This is a genomic window from Massilia polaris (genome assembly GCF_012927275.1).
GTDB lineage: Bacteria > Pseudomonadota > Gammaproteobacteria > Burkholderiales > Burkholderiaceae_D > Telluria_A > Telluria_A polaris.
This window is the reverse complement of record NZ_JABBGG010000008.1, coordinates 138080-157000: the sequence shown is the minus strand read 5'-3', so window position 1 is coordinate 157000 and position 18921 is coordinate 138080. Positions and strand designations below refer to the sequence as shown.

At 62.9% G+C, this 18921-nt stretch carries 21 protein-coding genes; 12 read left to right on the top strand and 9 right to left on the bottom strand.

Going from position 1 to position 18921, the window contains the following annotated elements; all coding sequences use genetic code 11:
- The first annotated feature begins 104 nt into the window (after nucleotides 1-104).
- Nucleotides 105-3281: an error-prone DNA polymerase gene (locus tag HHL21_RS15350; RefSeq protein ID WP_169467398.1), complete on the top strand. Its 3177-nt coding sequence runs from the start codon at nucleotides 105-107 to the stop codon at nucleotides 3279-3281.
- 1 nt (nucleotide 3282) lies between these two features.
- Here the strand turns inward: HHL21_RS15350 and HHL21_RS15345 are convergent, their stop codons facing one another.
- Nucleotides 3283-4998: a methyl-accepting chemotaxis protein gene (locus HHL21_RS15345; protein WP_169467396.1), complete on the bottom strand. Its 1716-nt coding sequence runs from the start codon at nucleotides 4996-4998 to the stop codon at nucleotides 3283-3285.
- Nucleotides 4999-5200: 202 nt separating this feature from the next.
- Nucleotides 5201-5605 (bottom strand): PRC-barrel domain-containing protein, encoded by a 405-nt coding sequence (locus HHL21_RS15340; protein WP_169467394.1) that lies wholly within the window; start codon nucleotides 5603-5605, stop codon nucleotides 5201-5203.
- 229 nt (nucleotides 5606-5834) lie between these two features.
- On the opposite strand from HHL21_RS15340, the gene pyrG reads away from it, so the two are divergent.
- From pyrG to HHL21_RS15305, 7 genes are all read left to right on the top strand, one after another.
- Nucleotides 5835-7523 (top strand): CTP synthase, encoded by a 1689-nt coding sequence (gene pyrG, locus HHL21_RS15335; protein WP_169467392.1) that lies wholly within the window; start codon nucleotides 5835-5837, stop codon nucleotides 7521-7523.
- The gene (kdsA, locus tag HHL21_RS15330; protein WP_169467390.1) at nucleotides 7520-8374 is read left to right on the top strand and encodes a 3-deoxy-8-phosphooctulonate synthase; all 855 of its coding nucleotides are present in this window, start codon (nucleotides 7520-7522) and stop codon (nucleotides 8372-8374) included. The genes pyrG and kdsA overlap by 4 nt, the downstream gene beginning before the upstream one ends.
- A gap of 89 nt (nucleotides 8375-8463) precedes the next feature.
- A complete protein-coding gene (gene eno / locus HHL21_RS15325) occupies nucleotides 8464-9747 on the top strand; it encodes a phosphopyruvate hydratase (protein ID WP_169467388.1) in 1284 nt (427 codons plus the stop codon).
- A gap of 41 nt (nucleotides 9748-9788) precedes the next feature.
- On the top strand, nucleotides 9789-10136 hold the full coding sequence (gene ftsB, locus HHL21_RS15320) for a cell division protein FtsB (protein ID WP_169467386.1): 348 nt from the start codon (nucleotides 9789-9791) through the stop codon (nucleotides 10134-10136).
- Nucleotides 10137-10267: 131 nt separating this feature from the next.
- Entirely contained in the window at nucleotides 10268-10552 is a 285-nt protein-coding gene (locus HHL21_RS15315; RefSeq protein ID WP_169467384.1) for a ribbon-helix-helix protein, CopG family, read from the top strand.
- Nucleotide 10553: 1 nt separating this feature from the next.
- Nucleotides 10554-10850 (top strand): type II toxin-antitoxin system RelE/ParE family toxin, encoded by a 297-nt coding sequence (locus HHL21_RS15310; RefSeq protein ID WP_169467382.1) that lies wholly within the window; start codon nucleotides 10554-10556, stop codon nucleotides 10848-10850.
- Between the two features lie 176 nt (nucleotides 10851-11026).
- The gene (locus tag HHL21_RS15305) at nucleotides 11027-11473 is read left to right on the top strand and encodes an RcnB family protein (protein WP_169467380.1); all 447 of its coding nucleotides are present in this window, start codon (nucleotides 11027-11029) and stop codon (nucleotides 11471-11473) included.
- Between the two features lie 77 nt (nucleotides 11474-11550).
- Here the strand turns inward: HHL21_RS15305 and HHL21_RS15300 are convergent, their stop codons facing one another.
- The 4 genes from HHL21_RS15300 to HHL21_RS15285 form a co-directional block, all read right to left on the bottom strand.
- Entirely contained in the window at nucleotides 11551-11973 is a 423-nt protein-coding gene (locus HHL21_RS15300; protein WP_169467378.1) for an NUDIX hydrolase, read from the bottom strand.
- Between the two features lie 57 nt (nucleotides 11974-12030).
- Nucleotides 12031-12918, bottom strand: a complete 888-nt coding sequence (locus tag HHL21_RS15295) for an RNA polymerase sigma-70 factor (RefSeq protein WP_169467377.1) — start codon at nucleotides 12916-12918, stop codon at nucleotides 12031-12033.
- 48 nt (nucleotides 12919-12966) lie between these two features.
- On the bottom strand, nucleotides 12967-13431 hold the full coding sequence (locus HHL21_RS15290) for a carboxymuconolactone decarboxylase family protein (protein ID WP_169467375.1): 465 nt from the start codon (nucleotides 13429-13431) through the stop codon (nucleotides 12967-12969).
- 119 nt (nucleotides 13432-13550) lie between these two features.
- Nucleotides 13551-14210: a glutathione S-transferase family protein gene (locus HHL21_RS15285; RefSeq protein WP_169467373.1), complete on the bottom strand. Its 660-nt coding sequence runs from the start codon at nucleotides 14208-14210 to the stop codon at nucleotides 13551-13553.
- A 131-nt stretch (nucleotides 14211-14341) separates the two neighbouring features.
- Between HHL21_RS15285 and HHL21_RS15280 the strand changes: the two genes are divergently transcribed.
- Together HHL21_RS15280 and HHL21_RS15275 are read left to right on the top strand one after the other, a co-directional pair.
- Complete coding sequence (locus HHL21_RS15280) at nucleotides 14342-14554, top strand: FitA-like ribbon-helix-helix domain-containing protein (RefSeq protein ID WP_169467371.1); 213 nt, start codon at nucleotides 14342-14344, stop codon at nucleotides 14552-14554.
- An 8-nt stretch (nucleotides 14555-14562) separates the two neighbouring features.
- Nucleotides 14563-14874 carry a PIN domain-containing protein gene (locus HHL21_RS15275; protein WP_370659736.1) on the top strand — a complete coding sequence of 104 codons (312 nt, stop codon included), beginning with the start codon at nucleotides 14563-14565 and terminating at the stop codon, nucleotides 14872-14874.
- 73 nt (nucleotides 14875-14947) lie between these two features.
- On the opposite strand, the gene HHL21_RS15270 is transcribed toward HHL21_RS15275, so the two are convergent.
- The 3 genes from HHL21_RS15270 to HHL21_RS15260 are packed head-to-tail and all read right to left on the bottom strand — an operon-like array spanning nucleotide 14948 to nucleotide 16895.
- Nucleotides 14948-15427: an acyl-CoA thioesterase gene (locus HHL21_RS15270; RefSeq protein WP_169467369.1), complete on the bottom strand. Its 480-nt coding sequence runs from the start codon at nucleotides 15425-15427 to the stop codon at nucleotides 14948-14950.
- On the bottom strand, nucleotides 15414-16367 hold the full coding sequence (gene hslO / locus HHL21_RS15265; RefSeq protein WP_169467367.1) for an Hsp33 family molecular chaperone HslO: 954 nt from the start codon (nucleotides 16365-16367) through the stop codon (nucleotides 15414-15416). Before hslO ends, HHL21_RS15270 begins: the two co-directional genes overlap by 14 nt.
- Before the next feature lie 3 nt (nucleotides 16368-16370).
- Nucleotides 16371-16895 carry a gamma carbonic anhydrase family protein gene (locus tag HHL21_RS15260; protein WP_169467365.1) on the bottom strand — a complete coding sequence of 175 codons (525 nt, stop codon included), beginning with the start codon at nucleotides 16893-16895 and terminating at the stop codon, nucleotides 16371-16373.
- 145 nt (nucleotides 16896-17040) lie between these two features.
- Here HHL21_RS15260 and HHL21_RS15255 point away from each other — a divergent pair, with 145 nt between their 5' ends.
- Together HHL21_RS15255 and HHL21_RS15250 are read left to right on the top strand one after the other, a co-directional pair.
- A complete protein-coding gene (locus tag HHL21_RS15255; RefSeq protein ID WP_169467362.1) occupies nucleotides 17041-17922 on the top strand; it encodes an alpha/beta fold hydrolase in 882 nt (293 codons plus the stop codon).
- 94 nt (nucleotides 17923-18016) lie between these two features.
- Nucleotides 18017-18850, top strand: a complete 834-nt coding sequence (locus tag HHL21_RS15250) for a 3',5'-nucleoside bisphosphate phosphatase (protein WP_169467360.1) — start codon at nucleotides 18017-18019, stop codon at nucleotides 18848-18850.
- Nucleotides 18851-18921 lie beyond the last annotated feature (71 nt).

Genomic DNA, 18921 nt, shown 5'->3' with positions numbered 1-18921 from the left:
TCCGGCAGTCGCCGGGGCATGGTAGGGACGGGCGACAAGGCGGAATCGGTATTTGTTCCTCCTTGATTCATGGTTTATACTGGGTTTTTATACAGTCTATTTCCATGTTTCCTGCCCCTCTGGCGCAGAGCCTGCCCGACTACGCCGAGCTGTTCTGCCTGACCAACTTCTCCTTCCTGCATGGCGCCTCGCACGCCGAGGAACTGGTCGCGCGCGCCGTGCAGCTGGGCTATTCGGCGTTGGCGATCACCGACGAATGTTCGCTGGCCGGCGTGGTGCGGGCGCACGCGGCGGCCAAGCGCGAGGGGCTGCCGCTGCTGGTCGGCGCCCACTTCCATTTGCAGGACCGGGACGGCAGCGCGGCGCTGTCGCTGGTGGTGCTGGCGCAGAACCGCAACGGCTACGGCAACCTGTCCGAGCTGATCACGCTGGCGCGCACCCGCAGCGAGAAAGGCAGCTACCTGCTCACGCCTGCCGATTTCGCCGAGCCCGCGCCCGGCCAGGCGCACCTGAAAGGACTGCCCGACTGCCTTGCGGTCCTGCTGCCGTCCTATCCCGGGCATGACGCGGCCGACGTCGACCGCCTGCACCGGCAAAGCGCCTGGATGGCGGCCACCTTCCCGGGCCGCGCGTGGGTCGGCCTGAACCTGCTGCAGCGCGCCTACGACGACGCCCATCGCACCACCATCGAGGAGGTCGCGTGGCAGCACCGGCTGCCAATTGCGGCGGTCGGCCACGTCTGCATGCACGTCCGCTCGCGCAAGCCGATGCACGACACGCTGTGCGCGATCCGGCTTGGCAAGGCGGTGTCCGAATGCGGCTACTCGCTGTCGCAGAACGCCGAGCAGCACCTGCGCGCGCGGCTGCGGCTGGCCAACATCTACGCGCCGGAGGTGCTGGCCGAGACGCTGCGCATCGCGCGCCTGTGCACCTTCTCGCTCGACGAACTGCGCTACGAATATCCCGACGAACTGGTGCCAAAGGGGCAGACCGCGGCCGCCTACCTGCGCAGCGAAACCTATATCGGCGCGCACCACCGCTTCCCGCAAGGGATACCGGCGAAGGTGCAGGCCCAGGTCGAATATGAGCTCGACCTGATCGGGCAGCTGAAGTACGAGCCTTACTTCCTGACCGTGTACGACATCGTGCGCTATGCGCGCTCGGCCGGCATCCTGTGCCAGGGCAGGGGATCGGCCGCCAACTCCGCCGTGTGCTACTGCCTTGGCATCACCGAAGTCGACCCGGCGCGCGGCAAGCTGCTGTTCGAGCGCTTCATCTCGAAGGAGCGCAACGAGCCGCCCGACATCGACGTCGACTTCGAACACCAGCGGCGCGAAGAAGTCATCCAGTACATCTACCAGAAGTACGGACGCGCGCGGGCCGCGCTGGCGGCGGTGGTGATCTCGTACCGGCCCAAGAGCGCGCTGCGCGACGCTGGCCGCGCGCTCGGCATCGACCTGGCGATTGTCGAAAAGGTCGCCAAGAACCACCACTGGTTCGACAGCAAGGAAGACCTGGTCAACCGGCTGGCCGAAAGCGGGCTCGATCCCGACTCCGAGCTGGCGCAGCAATGGGCCACGCTGGCCCAGCGCCTGCTTGGCTTCCCGCGCCACCTGTCGCAGCACCCGGGCGGCTTCGTGATCGCGCAGGGCAAGCTGTCGCGCCTCGTCCCGATCGAAAACGCGGCGATGGCCGACCGCAGCGTGATCCAGTGGGACAAGGACGACCTCGAAGAACTCGGCCTGCTGAAGGTCGACATCCTTGCGCTGGGCATGCTGTCGGCGCTGCGCCGCACGCTTGAGCTGGTCGGCCAGCAGCGCGGCATGGTGTTCTCGATGCAGGACATTCCGCCCGAAGACCCGGCCACCTACGACATGATCTGCGCGGCCGACACCATCGGCGTGTTCCAGATCGAATCGCGCGCGCAAATGAGCATGCTGCCGCGGATGCTGCCGCGGACCTTCTACGACCTGGTGATCGAAGTGGCGGTGGTGCGCCCGGGGCCGATCCAGGGCGGCATGGTGCACCCGTACTTAAGGCGACGGCAGGGGATCGAACCGGTCAACTATCCCAAGCCCGAGATGAAGGTCGCGCTCGAACGCACGCTGGGTGTGCCGATTTTCCAGGAACAGGTGATGCAGGTGGCGATGCTGGCGGCCGGCTTCACGCCGGGCGAAGCGGACCAGTTGCGGCGCGCGATGGCCGCGTGGAAGCGCAAGGGCGGGCTCGAAAAATACTACGACCGGATTGTCGGCGGCATGCTCGAACGCGGCTACGAAAGGGAGTTCGCCGAATCGATCTTCAGCCAGATCCAGGGCTTCGGCGAATACGGCTTCCCCGAATCGCATGCCGCCAGCTTCGCGCTGCTGGCGTATGCCAGCTCCTGGCTCAAGTGCCACGAACCGGCCGCCTTCATGTGCGCGCTCTTGAACAGCCAGCCGATGGGCTTCTACAGCCCCTCCCAACTGGTGCAGGACGCGCAGCGGCACGGCATCGAAGTGCGGCCGGTGGACATCGCCATCAGCGGCTGGGACAGCACGCTGGAAGATACCGGGGGCGGGGGAGAGCGGCCGCAAGCCGCGGTGCGGCTCGGGCTCTCGCTCCAGCGCGGCATGCGCAAGGAAGCGGCCGCGCGGATTGAAGACGCCCGCGCGATCCGGCCGTTCGCCAGCGTCAGCGACCTGGCGCGCCGCGCGCAGCTGGACCGCCACGACCTGCAAGTGCTGGCCGGCGCCAACGCGCTGCAGTCGCTGGCCGGCAACCGGCGCCAGGCGCTGTGGCAGGCGGTCGGCGCGGTGCCCGACAAGGACCTGCTGCGGCCAACCTCGCTGGCCGAAGACACGCCGCAGCTAGCGGCGCCGAGCGAAGGCGACGAGATCATCGGCGACTACCGCTCGCAAGGCTTGACGCTGGGACGGCATCCGCTGGCGCTGCTGCGGCCACGGCTGCTGGAGCAGCGCTTCATGCCCGCATCGACACTGGCCGACTACCAGCACGGGCAACTGGCGCGCGCCTGCGGCATCGTCACCGTGCGGCAGCGGCCCGCGACCGCGAAGGGTGTGCTGTTCGTGACGCTGGAAGACGAGACCGGCAACGTCAACGTGATCGTGTGGCCGTCGCTGGTGGAGCAGCAGCGCCGCGAAGTGCTGGGCGCGCCGCTGCTGGGCGTGTATGGCATCTGGCAGCGCGAAGGGGAAGTGCGCCACCTGGTCGCCAAGCGGCTGGTCGACATGTCGCACCTGCTCGGCCGGCTCGACACCTCCAGCCGCAACTTCTGCTAAATCAGAACTGTTCCCAGTCGTCGCCCGCCGTGGTGGCCGCAGCGCGCTTGCGCTGTGGGGCCGGGATCGATGGCTTGCTGGCCGCCGGACGTGCCGCCGCCGGACGTGCCACGGCAGCGCGGGCGACAGGCGCGCGCGCTGCAGCAGCTTTGGCCGCTGGCGCTGCATCGCGATCAAGCTTGAACACGCTGACCACCTGCGCCAGCTGGCCTGCCTGCTCCTGCATCGAGCCAGCCGCTGCCGCCGCTTCCTCGACCAGCGCCGCGTTCTGCTGGGTGACTTCATCCATCTGCCCGATCGCCGCGTTGACCTGCTCGATGCCGCCGGTCTGCTCGGCGCTGGCGCTCGAGATCTCGGCCATGATGTCGGTCACGCGGCGGATGCTGGTGACTACCTGTTCCATCGTGGTCCCGGCCCGGTCCACCAGCGCGGTGCCGGCGTCGACCTTCTCGACCGAGTCGCCGATCAGGCCCTTGATCTCCTTGGCCGCCGCCGCCGAACGCTGTGCCAGGGTACGCACTTCCGACGCCACCACGGCGAAGCCGCGTCCCTGTTCGCCGGCACGCGCCGCTTCCACCGCCGCATTCAGCGCGAGGATATTGGTCTGGAACGCGATGCCGTCGATGACGCCGATGATGTCGACGATCTTGCGCGACGAGTCGTTGATCGAGCCCATGGTCGCAATGACCTGGTCCACCACCGCGCCGCCCTGGACCGCGATTTCGGAGGCGGTAAGCGCCAGCTGGTTGGCCTGGCGCGCATTGTCGGCGTTCTGGCGCACCGTGGTGGTCAGTTCTTCCATCGAGGCGGCGGTTTCTTCCAGCGCGCTGGCTTGCTGTTCGGTGCGCGCCGACAGGTCGAGGTTGCCGTCGGCGATTTCACGCGAGGCGGTGGAGATCGAGTCGGTGCCGCTGCGTACCTGGGACACAATGCCGACCAGGCTGTCGTTCATCTGGCGCAGCGCGCGCAACAGGGCGCCGGTTTCGTCGCGGCTCGACACGGAGATCTGGCGCGTCAGGTCGCCGCTGGCGACCGTCTCGGCCAGCGCCACCGCTTCGCGGATCGGACGGACGATACCGGTCGTCAGCAGCCATGAACACAGCGCGCCGAGCAGCACCGCGCCGGCGGCGAGGGCGGCGATCATTTTGGTGCTGAATGCGGCAGTTTCGTCGATCGAGCGCGCGGTGGCGTCGATATGCGCGCGTTGCATGGCGACCAGCTCGCGGACCGATTCCTGGTACACCTTGGAGGCGGGCACGAAGCCGTGCTCGAAGATGCGGGTCGCTTCTTCGGCGTTGCCGTCCGCCTTGGCCTTGATCGCGCCGTCGCGGCCGGCCGTGTATGCCTTGCGCTGTTCGACGATCTTGGCGTACAGGGCCTTTTCGTCATCGCCGGTGATCAAGGGTTCGATCTGCTTCATCAGGTCCGACGTCGTCTTGGCGGTGGCCGCCGCATCTTCCTTGAAGAAGGGGCCGAGTTCAGGGTCGCTGCTCTTGACGATTGCCGCAGTGCGGCGTACAGCGGCAAAGATCTGCGTGTACCAGTCGACGATCATGCGCTCCTTGGCGAGCGGCTGCACCATCATCACGCGGGTCGAGTCGGCGACCTGGTTCAGGCGCCAGATACCGCCCATCGCGATCAGCGCCGTCATCGCCAGGATCAGCGCAAAGCCGATCGCCAGGCGCTTGCCAATTTGAATATTTGCCAAAAATCCCATGTCGCCACTTCCTCAGAAAAACATCGCCGATGCGAATTCGAGGAGTGATTCTAAATGCCTTTGGGCAATACTTGGTGAGTTTTAGTCCTCATCCGTCGTATTTTCCCACACGTTTTCAAAAGATAAACAGAAAAAATTCGGAGCCAGGCCGTTATTTAAAACGAAAATTTCGTTTGATCGGCGGACTGGCCCCGGGCAACGATTATTGGGCGTGCTGCGTTCCGTAGTAACTGTGGATCTGAAGCGCCCATTTCTGCTCGGCCATGTCGGGCCAGTGATCGGTGTCGAAGCCAGGCGCGTTTTCGATGAGGGTCTTTTCGACATCCATCGTGAAGCGCTTGTGCACGGTATCGAGCGTCAGCGCTTCCCACGGCACTGCGAACAGTTTCTCGCCGATCGACAGCATGCCGCCGCTCGACATCACGGCATACGCCACTTTGCCGGTACGCATGTCGAGCATGATTTCCTTGATCTCGCCAAGGTGCTCGTTCCTGAGGTTGTGCACGTGGTTGCCGATCAGCGTCTCGGCGCCCATCAGTTCAGGACCCGGGCCCTTGTGGCCCTTGTCGGCATACATGCCGTAGGCATCGCGTTGTTCGTAGGACATATCAGCCTCCATGGTGGGAAAAAGTTCAAGGATGAACTTTGAAGGCGGGCAAGTCTGTTCGGTGCTTCACGCAGTCAGCCCATATACACTTGCGTTCCGCTCCGTTTCATATTGCAGTTATGTACACATGCCGTGACGATGATGTTTTTTTACCTTGTTCTGCGGAAGTATTGGCCGGTTTAAGGTATAATTTCAATTTCCCGCGCGTGCCGTTCGGCACCATTCTGCAATGACCAAATTTGTCTTCGTCACTGGTGGCGTCGTGTCTTCCCTGGGTAAGGGGATTGCCGCCGCCTCCCTCGCCGCGATCCTTGAATCGCGCGGCCTCAAAGTCACCATGCTCAAGCTCGACCCGTATATCAACGTCGATCCGGGTACCATGAGCCCAATGCAGCACGGTGAAGTGTTCGTCACCGACGACGGCGCCGAGACCGACCTCGACCTCGGCCACTACGAGCGCTTCATCAGCACCCGCATGCGCAAGGTGAACAACTTCACCACCGGCCAGATCTACGAATCGGTGATCCGCAAGGAACGCCGCGGCGAATACCTCGGCAAGACCGTGCAGGTCATCCCGCACATCACCAACGAGATCCAGGATTACATCTACCGCGGCGCCGAAGGCGTGGACATTGCGCTGGTTGAAATCGGCGGCACCGTGGGCGACATCGAATCGCTGCCGTTCCTCGAAGCCGCGCGCCAGCTGTCGTTGCGCGCCGGACGCAAGTCGGCGGCCTTCGTTCACCTGACCTTGGTGCCGTACATCGCGTCGGCCGGCGAACTGAAAACCAAACCTACCCAGCACAGCGTGCAGAAGCTGCGCGAGATCGGCATCTCGCCGAACGCGCTGCTGTGCCGCGCCGACCGCCCGATCCCGGACGACGAGCGCGCCAAGATTTCGCTGTTCTCGAACGTCGAAGAGCAGGCCGTGATTTCGGTCTGGGACGTCGACACCATCTACAAGGTGCCGCAGGTGCTGCACGACCAGGGCCTCGACGAGATCATCCTCGAAGCGCTCGGCATCGAAGCGCCGCCGGCCGACCTGTCGGTATGGACCAAGCTGATTCACGCGCTCGAGCATCCGAAGGCATCGGTCACGATCGGCATGGTCGGCAAGTACGTCGACCTGACCGAGTCGTACAAGTCGCTGACCGAAGCGCTGCGCCACGCAGGCATCCACACCGAAAGCCGCGTCAACATCGAATACCTCGACTCGGAAGACATCGAAACCCGCGGCTGCGAGCACCTGGCCAAGTACGATGCGATCCTGGTGCCGGGCGGCTTCGGCAAGCGCGGCGTGGAAGGCAAGATCATGGCCGCACGCTACGCCCGTGAAAACAAGATTCCATACCTGGGCATCTGCCTCGGCATGCAGGTTGCGCTGATCGAATACGCCCGCCACAAGGCAGGCCTGGCCAACGCAAACTCCACCGAGTTCGACACCGAGACCGACCAGCCGGTCGTCGCCCTCATCAACGAGTGGCAGAACCACGACGGCAAGGTCGAAAAGCGCGACGAGAATTCGGACCTGGGCGGCACCATGCGCCTTGGTGCGCAGACCTGCGCGGTCAATCCGGGCACCTTGGCAGCGGAAATCTACGGCAGCGTCGTGACCGAGCGTCACCGCCACCGCTACGAAGCCAACAACCACTACCTGTCGCGCGTTGAAGCGGCTGGCCTGGTGGTGTCGGCCCGCACCCCGACCGAAGACCTGTGCGAGATCATGGAACTGCCGCGCACCGGCGACAATTCGCACCCGTGGTACATGGGCGTCCAGTACCACCCGGAGTTCAAGTCGACCCCGCGTACCGGCCATCCGCTGTTCACGTCGTTCATCAAGGCTGCCCTGGCCCACCAGGCGGCAAACAGCCAGGCCGCCAACACCGGCGCGCCGGCCTTGCAAGGAGATGCAGCATGAAGCTATGTGGTTTCGACGTAGGCCTTGAGCACCCGATTTTCCTGATTTCCGGTACCTGTGTGATCGAGTCGCGCCAGATGGCGATGGACACCGCCGGCACCCTCAAGGAAATCACTTCGGCGCTGGGTATCCCGTTCATCTACAAGTCGTCCTTCGACAAGGCCAACCGCTCGTCGGGCAAGACCTTCCGCGGTCCTGGCATGGAGAAGGGCCTGGAGATCCTGGCTGACGTCAAGCGCGAGATCGGCGTGCCGGTCCTGACCGACGTGCATACCATCGAAGAAATCCCGATGGTCGCCAGCGTGGTCGACGTGATCCAGACCCCGGCCTTCCTGTGCCGCCAGACCGACTTCATCGTCGCCTGCGCCCAGTCCGGCCTGCCGGTCAACATCAAGAAGGGCCAGTTCCTGGCTCCTGGCGACATGAAGAACGTGATCGACAAGGCACGCGCGGCAGCACGCGACGCGGGCCTGAACGAAGACAACTTCATGGCCTGCGAGCGCGGCGCTTCGTTCGGCTACAACAACCTGGTGTCGGACATGCGTTCGCTCGCCATTATGCGCGAATCGAACTGCCCGGTCGTCTTCGACGCCACCCACTCGGTGCAGCTGCCGGGCGGGCAGGGCACGTCCTCGGGCGGCCAGCGCGAACACATCCCGGTGCTGTCGCGCGCAGCGGTGGCAGTCGGTGTTGCCGGCCTGTTCATGGAAACCCACCCGAATCCGGCCGAAGCGATGTCGGACGGCCCCAACGCGGTGCCGCTGGGACGCATGAAAGAGCTGCTTGCCACCCTGGTCGACATCGACCGCGTGGTGAAGAGAACGGCCTTCCTCGAAACCAGCTTCAACTGATGTAAATAATATGCCAACCTCCCGAGCGCCCCATGTGGGCGTTCGGCGTTTGCGCGCGATGAATTTTTTACCTTTCCGGAGACTGAAACATGAGTGCTATCGTTGATATTATCGGCCGCGAGATCATTGACTCGCGCGGCAATCCGACCGTGGAATGCGACGTGCTGCTGGAGTCGGGCGTGATTGGCCGCGCGGCTGTGCCGTCGGGCGCATCGACCGGTTCGCGCGAAGCGATCGAACTGCGCGACGGCGACATGAAGCGTTACTTCGGCAAGGGCGTGCTGCAGGCCTGCGAAAACATCAACACCGAAATCTCCGAAGCGATCATGGGCCTGGACGCGAACGAGCAAGCGTTCCTCGACCGCACCCTGATCGACCTCGATGGCACCGAGAACAAGAGCCGCCTGGGCGCCAACGCCATGCTGGCCGTATCGATGGCAGTGGCCAAGGCTGCCGCTGAAGAAGCCGGCCTGCCGTTGTACCGCTACTTCGGCGGTTCGGGCGCGATGCAGATGCCGGTGCCGATGATGAACGTCATCAACGGCGGCGCGCACGCCGACAACAACCTGGACATCCAGGAATTCATGATCATCCCGGTCGGCGCACCAAGCTTCAAGGAAGCGGTCCGCTACGGCGCGGAAGTGTTCCACACGCTGAAGAAGATCCTGCACGCAAAAGGCCTGGCCACTTCGGTCGGCGACGAAGGCGGTTTCGCGCCGAACGTCGCCAACCATGAAGAAGCGATCAAGCTGATCATGCAAGCGATTGAGGAAGCCGGCTACGAGCCAGGCACGCAGATCGCGCTGGGCCTCGATTGCGCCGCCAGCGAATTCTACAAAGACGGCAAGTACGTGCTGTCGGGCGAAGGCCTCTCGCTCACCGCGACCGAATTCACCAACATGCTCGCGACCTGGTGCGACAAGTACCCGATCATCTCGATCGAAGACGCGATGGCGGAAAACGACTGGGACGGCTGGGCGATCCTGACCGAAGCGCTGGGCAAGAAGGTGCAGCTGGTCGGCGACGACCTGTACGTCACCAACACCAAGATCCTGAAGGAAGGCATCTCGAAGGGCATCGCCAACTCGATCCTCATCAAGATCAACCAGATCGGCACCCTGACCGAGACCTTCGCAGCGATCGAGATGGCCAAGCGCGCTGGCTACACCGCCGTGATCTCGCACCGCTCGGGCGAAACCGAAGACTCGACGATCGCGGACATCGCGGTTGGCTGTAACGCCCTGCAGATCAAGACCGGCTCGCTGTCGCGTTCGGACCGCATGGCCAAGTACAACCAGCTGCTGCGCATCGAAGAAGACCTGGGCGACATCGCCAGCTACCCTGGCCGCGACGCGTTCTACAACCTGAAGTAAAAACAGGCCTGGCCGGTTGAACCCGGCCAGCTTCCGACGCCATGCGCCTGATTACGCTCGCCCTTGCAGCGTTGCTGCTCCTGATCCAGTACCCGCTTTGGCTGGGGAAGGGCGGCTGGCTGCGCGTGTACGACCTTGAAAGCCAGGTCGCCACCGCGCAGCAGAGCGCAGCCGACCGCAAGGCGCGCAACGCCAAGCTGGAATCGGAGGTCATCGACCTGAAGACCGGCACCGGCGCGGTCGAAGAGCGTGCGCGCTTCGAGCTTGGCATGATCAAGCAGAACGAGATCTTCGTGCAGGTGCTCGGCAAGAACGGCAAGCCAGTTGAATCGGCGACACCGCCGCCGCCGCCGCCGCCGCCGAAAGGCGAGAAGACGTCGAGTCATTAAGCGTCGTAAGCCCACGAAACCGCCCGTCCCGATACGCGGCGGTTTTTTTTCGTCCGCGCCCGATTCATCATCCGCATGTCGGCCGGCGCGCGTCACAAGTGTGCTACATTCACGAATAAATCGGAGGTTTTATGTCCACCACGACGATCCGCTTGCCAGACGACTTGAAGGCGCGAATTGCAGCCGCAGCCGAACGCACTGGAAAATCCACCCATAGCCTGATTCTTGAAGCCATCAGCGAAAAAGCTGATCTTGAAGAGCGGCGTCTTGAGTTCTCCGATCAGGCCGACGCGCGAATGGCCAGGATTGCGGCGACGGGCAAGACGGTTGCATGGCCCGACATGCGCCGGTATCTCGAAGATCGCGCGGCGGGCAAACCCTCGCCGCGTCCCAAAGGCACAAAAATGCGCGGCTGATATGGCCCGCATCGAACTCGCTCCTGAAATTATGGAGGACTTCGAACGTATCCTCGTACATCTTCTTCAGACGCGAATTCAAGATCTTTCGTCGCGGATGAAAGAAATCACCACCGCCATCGGCATCCTCGAACACAACCCATTGATTGGTAAGCCAGCGAGAGGCGAAAAGCGCGAGCTCGTGATCGGACGCGGATCGCATGGTTACGTCGCGTTGTACCGCTATGTGGAAGAGATCGATACCGTGTTTATCCTTGCTATACGCAGCCAGCGCGAGGCAGGTTACGCCAGATCCTGACCGATCCCGGTAGATACCTCGCGTAACACTTCTTACTGGTAAACGGTAGAACTGTACATTTGTACGGGGTTTAATGCATTCATGGGCGAAGGAACTGTACTAGCTCATCTCCTGGAGACGATGGTTCTGCAGGAGCCCAGGCAGACAAGTGGTTTCACTTCACCTCAGGAGTTCATATGAACACGAAAGCCCTCATCATCGCCGCTGTTGCAGCGACCTTTACTTCCGGTGCCGCATTCGCGCAGTCCTACGACCGCGACGACCGCGACAACCGCAATGACCGGTATGAGCAGAACGACCGCAGCTACCGCGGCGAGCGTTATGACAACAACCAGCGCGCGCAGTACGGCCATGACGGACGTTATGACCGCCATGATCGTTACGATAACCGCCACGGTGCCGAGCGCCGCCACTACGGTTACACCACCGGCTCACACTACCGCGTGCAGCGCGGCGCATACCTGGCGCACGAATATCGCGGTTCGCGTTATGTGGTCAGCGACTGGCGCGGCCGTCGCCTGTCCGCGCCTCCGCGTGGATACCAATGGGTCCAGGCCGGCAATGACTATGCGTTGGTAGCATTGGCCACTGGCCTGATCGCACATGTCCTTTTGAATAATTAGCGTTGTAGCGCAGGTCCGGTTAACTACAGGAGCGGATGTGAAAGCAGCCCCGATGGGGCTGTTGTCGTTTGCAGGGACTACCAGTCCATCGCCGCCAGGCGTTCCGCCATTCTTGGCCAGCATAGCTTGGCCAGTTCGTCGCGCGACGCCCAGCGGAAGCCGTCCGCTTCGGGCGTTGGATCGCCCGTCACGTGGTGCGGGAAGAAGCTGGTGCATTCCAGGTGGTCGAGGCAGTCCAACGCCGCGGGCGCGCGCACCAGGAACAGGTGCAGCATCTTGTCCTTGCGGTAGTCGAAGCAGCCCAGGTCCGTAAACATCGCCGCTTCGAATTCGAGTCCGGCTTCTTCCTTCATCTCGCGCATTGCCGTTTCAATCGGCGTCTCGCCCGGGTCTTGCATCCCCTTCGGGATATCCCACTTGGCCGTGCCGGTAACGTGGCAAAGCAGCAGCTGACCTGCGCCGTTGACAATGAGAGTGCCGCAGGAAACAGGAAGTGTCATCTCGAAGACAGGAGAATGAAAACCTGATTGTGGCACATTCATCCTGCGCCGGGCAGTTCAAATAAATTGCGGGATCGTGGTGAGCTTGTCGGGGTTACGCATGATGAAGACCACCACAATGCGGCCGTCGTCGACGATGAAGGACTGGGCCGATTCGATTTTTCCTGCGACGTAGCGCAACAGTCCTGGCTCGCCATTGACCACGGCAGCGCGGTACGCAACCTGAGACGGATTCTGGTTTTCCAGTGCCCAGTAAACGCCAGCCACGCGGCCAGCCCCGTGCAGGATATGCTGGAACGAGTTGACCTTGCCGCCGCCGTCGGCCACCAGCTGCACATCGTCCGACATCATCGCCTTCATGGCTGCGCGGTCGCCGTTACCGGCAGCCTGCATGAACCTGGCCAGCAGGTCGCGGTGCATATCCTTCGGTACCTCGAAGCGGGGACGTTCCTGCTGCACCCGCGCCTGCGCCCGGTGCACCAGCTGGCGGCAGCTGGCTTCGGATTTGTTCAGCATGGCCGCGATGTCGGCGTAGTCCTGGTCGAACACCTGGCGCATCAGGAATGCGGCGCGCTCTTCGGGCGCCAGCCGTTCCAGCACCCACATGAGCGCCACCGATACGTCGCTCGCCAGTTCGGCGGCACTTTCCGGCGTGTGTTCGTCCAGCTCGACCAGCGGCTCCGGCAGCCACCAGCCAGTGTAGGTTTCGCGCTCCGCCTTGCGGGTGCGCAGCCGGTCGAGGGCGAGGCGCGTGGTGACCGTCACCAGCCAGGCCTCGGGCGATTGCACGCCGGCCTGTTCGGCGCCGTGCCAGCGCAGCCAGGCATCCTGCACGACATCCTCCGCATCGGCGCGCGTGCCGAGCATCCGGTACGCGATCGAAAACAAGCGCGGACAGAGCGCGTCGAAAGCGAGGATCTCGTCGGTCGTGGGTTGCTGGGTCATGGCTGGCACTCGGTCGGTTTGACAGTGTAATGCCTGGCGGATCAATGCTTAAAAGCCCGGCGCAGGGACTTGCGGGATCTGGTTGCGCAAGCTGAGGTTAAGCACATTCCAGCCCTTGATTACGGCTACCGCGTAGCTCAGTTCAGCGATCTCGGTCGGGTCGAAATGCTTCTCCAGTTCAGCGTAGGCGGCGTCGGTGTCGTCGCGCTGGGGCAGCGCGTTGACGGCGTCGGCCCAGCCAAGTGCAGCGCGCTGGCGCGGGCTGAAGAAGGGCGCCTCGCGCCAGCCCGGCACGGCGTTCAGGTGACGCGGATCGGCGCCGTTCTTGGTCAGTTCGCGCCAGTGCATGTCGACGCATACGCCACAGCCATTGACCTGCGAGACGCGCAGGAACACCAGTTCGACCAGGTATTCGCCGAGCGAGTTTTTCTTGACCGACGCGGACAGGTTGATCATCGCCTTCAGGTTGGCTGGGGCGAGTGTATAGAAGGGGATGCGGGCGACGTGCGACATGATGAGCCTTTCGAATAGGGAGGAGGCACCCGTTGTGCCTTCCATACCTATAAGACGTCAGCGCCGGCCGGCTTGTGACAGGAATCGCGAAAAAAATGGCGCGTTACATGGAATCGCCATTAATCCTGGTCAGGCGCCCCCAAAGGGAACAGCTGCCGGTACGGCCGCGCCTCGTCCACCGCGCGGGCGAAGGCCGGGCGGGCCAGCAAGCGGGTGCGGTAGGCGCGCAGTATGGGGTAGGCGTCAGAAATCGGGTGCGTCCAATCCGCATAGAACAGGGAGGGGGCGGCCGCGCAGTCCGCGAGGGTAAAGTCCCCGCCGGCAGCCCAGGTCCTTCCGGCAAGCTGCGTGTCAAGCCACGCGTACGCGAGATCCAGCTTTTCCCTGGCAAAGGCTAAACCATCTTCACGCTTCACCGGGTCGCCAGTCATGGTGCCGCTTACCGCGTGCTGAATCGGGCTCATGACATGCAGGTCGAAGAAGCGGTCGAGAAAGCGCACGTCCATCGCGGCCACCGGGTCCTCGGGCAGCAGGCGTATTGGTCCCGGATGCGCGAGCTGGAGATACTCGATGATGATGCTGGTCTCGACGATGTTGCGATCATTGTCGACCAGGAGCGGGAATTTGCGCAGCGGCCAGCGCCGCAGCCACTCTGCCGAGTGCTGCGGCGTCTCCGGTCCGATACAGCGGAATTCGAAGGGGATGCCGTTTTCGTACAGCGCGATGAGCACTTTCTGCGTGTACGAGGAAAAGGGATGACCGTAAAGCGCTAGCGACATGGTGGGATCTCCAATTTTTGCAGTTGCTTGTAAGTGGCACCGGTAAAACGTTACCCCTGACTCAGTACGCTTGCGGCAGATTTCACAGGAAGGTACTATGCAATCATTGATTGCATCTCTGGGAAGCTGCCATGGCGACAAATTTAATCGTTCGCAATATCGATGAAGATGTGGCGCTTGCCTTGAAAAAAAGGGCCGCCGCCAACGGCCGCAGTGCCGAGGCCGAGCACCGTGAGATATTGAAAGCCGTGCTCAAACGGCCTCGCCGCCGAAGTGTCGCGGACGTGCTCGCAAGTATGCCCGACGTGGGCGAGGATGCCGACTTCGATGTACGTAAAGGCTAAAATCAGGAATGTACCTGATCGATACGAATGTGATTAGCGAAGCGCGGAAAGGGAGTCGTGCCAATCCGGGTGTCGCATACTTTTTCCGTTCGACACCGGTTGCCGAACGTTACCTGTCTGTGCAGACAGTTGGTGAAATTCGACGTGGAATTGAAAACATCCGCGGCCGCGGTGACCAGCCCCAAGCTGACCGGCTGGAGCTTTGGCTCAATCTGGTCATGGACGAATATGCGGATCGGGTATTGGCCTTCGATGCGGACTGTGCACAAGTGTGGGGGCGTTTGATGTCTCCCAATGCGAACCATCCCGTCGATAAGTAAATTGCCGCGATCGCGTTAATTCATGGGCTTGACGTTGTGACTCGCAACGTCCAGGATTTTTCAAACACTGGCGTTAATTTTTTGAATCCCTTTGGCTAGGAAGACCGCTCGTGGTACCGCGAATGGTTTCGAGCACGTCGCGCACACGCGGGGGAATCGGCACCGTGCGATTGCTGCTGCGCTCCACGTAGACGTGGACGAAGTGGCCGACAGCGGCAGGTGCAGCGTCGTCGTTACGGTAAATCCCGATCTCATAACGTACGCTGGAATTGCCTAGCCTGGCGACGCGCATGCCTACGTGCACCGTGTCCGGAAACGCAATTGGACTGAAGTACGAACAGCCGCTGTCCACAACGAATCCGACGATCTCGCCCTGACGGATGTCCAGCACGCCGTTCGCGATCAGGAACTGGTTCACTGCCGTGTCGAAATACGAGTAGTACACCACGTTATTCACGTGGCCATAGACGTCGTTGTCCATCCAGCGCGTGGCGATCTCGCAGAAGTGCGGGAACGCCGCGCGCGGGGTGGTGCGCAGGTCAGTGCTTGACATCGCCCGCCGGGATCAGGATCTCGACCGGGGTATCGGTGGCGAACAGCTGCGCGCAGTCGACCTTGTCGAATGCGTAGTGCTTGCCGCAGAAGTCGCAGTTGATTTCGAGCGCATCCAAATCTTCCAGCGCCGCCTCGACTTCCTCGGTGCCCAGCATCTTCAGCATGTTGCCGACCTTTTCACGGGTGCAGCTGCAGTGGAAGTGCGGGTGCGCCGGGTCGAACACGCGGATGGTCTCTTCCCAGAACAGGCGGTTCATCAGGGTCTGGATATCGGCCGACAGCAGCTCTTCCTGTTTCAGGGTCGACGCCAGCATCACCGCGCGGTTCCACGTTTCGAGTTCTTCCGCTTCGCTGGCCTGCTTGGTCTGGTCGTCCTTGCCGCTGTGGCGCGGCAGCTTTTGCAGCAGCAACCCGCGCGAGATATGGGCGTCGGCAGCGATCCACAGGCGCGTGTCGAGCTGCTCGGAACGCAGCATGTAGTTTTCGATCACGGTCGCCATGTCTTCGCCGTCGAGCGGCACGATGCCCTGGTACGGCTGCTGGCCGGGCATCTTGTCCATCGGGTCGAGGGTGATCACGAAACGGCCCTTGCCGGTCGCGTTCAGCAGCGACGTCAGGGTGGCGTCGTCGGCCACGTGCGCGCCTTCGGCCAGCTTGGCGGTGGCGCGCAGGCGCAGTTCGGAGTCGCATTCGACGACCATCAGCTTGACCGGGCCATCGCCGTGGATCTGCATGACGATCGCGCCGTTGAACTTCAGGTTGGCCGACAGCAGGGCGGCGGCGGCCAGCATCTCGCCCAGCACGGTCTTGACCGCCGGCGGGTAGCTGTGGCGCGCCTGGACTTCGCGCCAGGTGTCCGAGATCTCGACGAACTCGCCGCGCACGGCGGCGTTCTCGAAGATGAATTTTTGCAGGGTGTCTTTGGTTTCTGTTGTCATGTCTTATCCGATTCTTTTGAGTTCAGCCTTGAACAGCTGGCCGCGCTTCACATAGCTGGCGGCGCTGGCTTTCAGGCGGGCGACGTCTTCTTCGCCGAGCGTGCGCACCGCTTTGGCCGGGGCGCCGATAATCAGCGAGTAGTCCGGGAATTCCTTGCCTTCGGTGACCAGGGCGCCGGCGCCGACCAGGCAGCCCTTGCCGATCTTCGCGCCGTTCAGGATCACGGCCTGTATGCCGATCAGCGAGCCGTCGCCCACGGTGCAGCCGTGCAGCATCGCCTGATGGCCGATGGTGACACCCTTGCCGATGTCGAGCGGGTAGCCCATGTCGGTGTGCATGACCGTGCCCTCCTGGACATTGCTGTCTTCGCCGATGGTGATGCGTTCGTTGTCGCCGCGGATCGTCACGCCGAACCACACCGACGCGTTGGCTTCGAGGGTGACCTTGCCGATCAGGTTGGCGGACTCTGCGACGAAAGCCGATGCGTCGATCTCGGGAGCGTGCTCGCCCAGCTGGAAGATGGCCATAGTAGTCTTAGTGGAAACGTTGGGATGGCGCTATTTTACGCCCGGAGCCCGCTTTGCCGGCTGAATGCGAGCAAATGGGGCCGCCAGCCGGAAAATCAACAGCAGCGTATAATTCGAACGGTCGTACTTTTATTCCGAGGCAAGCATGAAACCATCCCGTTCCGAATTCCTGTCGATCCGCGGCCTGCGCAGCCATACCCGCCACTGGGGCAGGGAAGGGGCGCCGAAAATTTTCATGGTGCACGGCTGGATGGATGTGTCGGCCTCGTTCCAGTTCGTGGTCGACTGCCTGCAGCAGGACTGGCATGTGATCGCGCCGGACTGGCGCGGTTTCGGCCAGTCGGAGCGCACGCAGTCCGATACCTACTGGTTCGCCGACTACGTGGCCGACCTCGATGCGATCCTCGACCATTTTGCGCCGGGCGAAGCGGTCAACCTGCTCGGCCACAGCATGGGCGGCAACGTCGTCAATGTCTACGCGGGCGTGCGGCCAGGCCGGGTGCGCCGGCTGATCAACCTCGAAGGCTTCGGCCTGCCGGCCACCAAACCGGAGGATTCGCCGAAGCGCTATGCGAAGTGGCTCGATGAATTGCGCGAGCCGCCGGTATTGAAGTCCTATCCGAGCCGCCAGGCCGTGGCGGCGCGCCTGCAGAAGACCAATCCGCGCCTGAAGGACGAGCGCGCCGATTTCCTGTCGCAGCACTGGTCGGCGCCAAATGCGGCGGGCGAGTGGGAAATCCTGGGCGATCCGCAGCACAAGAAGCCGAGCCCCTTGCTATACCACGTCGAGGAAGTGCTGGCCTGCTCGCGCGCAATCACCGCGCCGGTGATGTGGGTGGAGGCCGAGGACACCAATATGTGGCAGTGGATGGGGCCGAAGGAACAGGCGCGCATTGAAGTCGACCGCCGCCTGTCGCACCTGGCCAACGTGACGGCGCACATGATGCCGGACGCGGGCCACATGCTGCACCATGACCAGCCCGAGCTGCTGGCGCGCATGATCGAGGACTTTGTCACGCGCGAATGAGCCGCTGTTTGCTCCTCGCCGCGAGGCAACTTCCTCAGTCGGCGTACAATGAAGCCTTCGCGACCATGTTCCTGATCCGAGGCTTGTTTTCAGTATGCAGACAGTAGATCTTCATTGCCATTCCAATGTATCCGACGGCGTGCTCGCGCCGGAAGCCGTGGCGAAGTACGCGCACGGCTCCGGGGTCGACGTGTGGGCGCTGACCGACCACGATGAGGTGGGCGGCATCGCACGGGCGCGCGCAGCCGCGCACGAGTTCGGCATGCGGTTTGTCGCTGGCGTGGAAATCTCGATTACCTGGGCAAATTCGACCGTCCATATTGTCGGCTTGCAGATTGATGAGCAGAACCAGACGCTGGCGCAGGGGCTTGCCGAAACGCGCAGCGGGCGCGATGCGCGCGGACGCGAGATTGCCGCGCAGCTCGAGCGTGCCGGCATCCCCGGCGCGTATGAAGGCGCGCTGAAATATGTGGGCAATCCTGACCTGATGTCGCGCACGCACTTCGCGCGCTTCCTGGTCGAATGCGGCGTCGCCAACAACACGCCGGATGTGTTTCGTAAATACCTGACTGAAGGCAAGCCGGGCTATGTGCCGCATCGCTGGGCCAGCCTGGAACAGGCGGTTGGCTGGATCAAGGCCGCTGGCGGGGTCGCGGTGATTGCGCATCCGGGGCGCTACAAGATCAGCGTGACCGCGCAGGGCGTGTTGTTCGATGAGTTCAAGCAGCTCGGCGGCACGGCGATCGAGGTGGTTACCGGAAGCCATACGCCGGACCAGTATCCACAATATGCCGAGTTGGCTCGCCGCTACGGCTTCCTGGCTTCACGGGGAACCGATTTCCATGCGCCGGGCGAGAACCGGGTCGAATTTGCGCAGTTGCCGCCATTGCCGGGCAACGTGACGCCGGTTTGGCACGATTGGTTCTGAGGTCAAGCCCGCTTCGCCAAGGAGTATCCGCTTGCAGGCGGATACCGTTTCGCAGGCGAGTCGCATGCAAT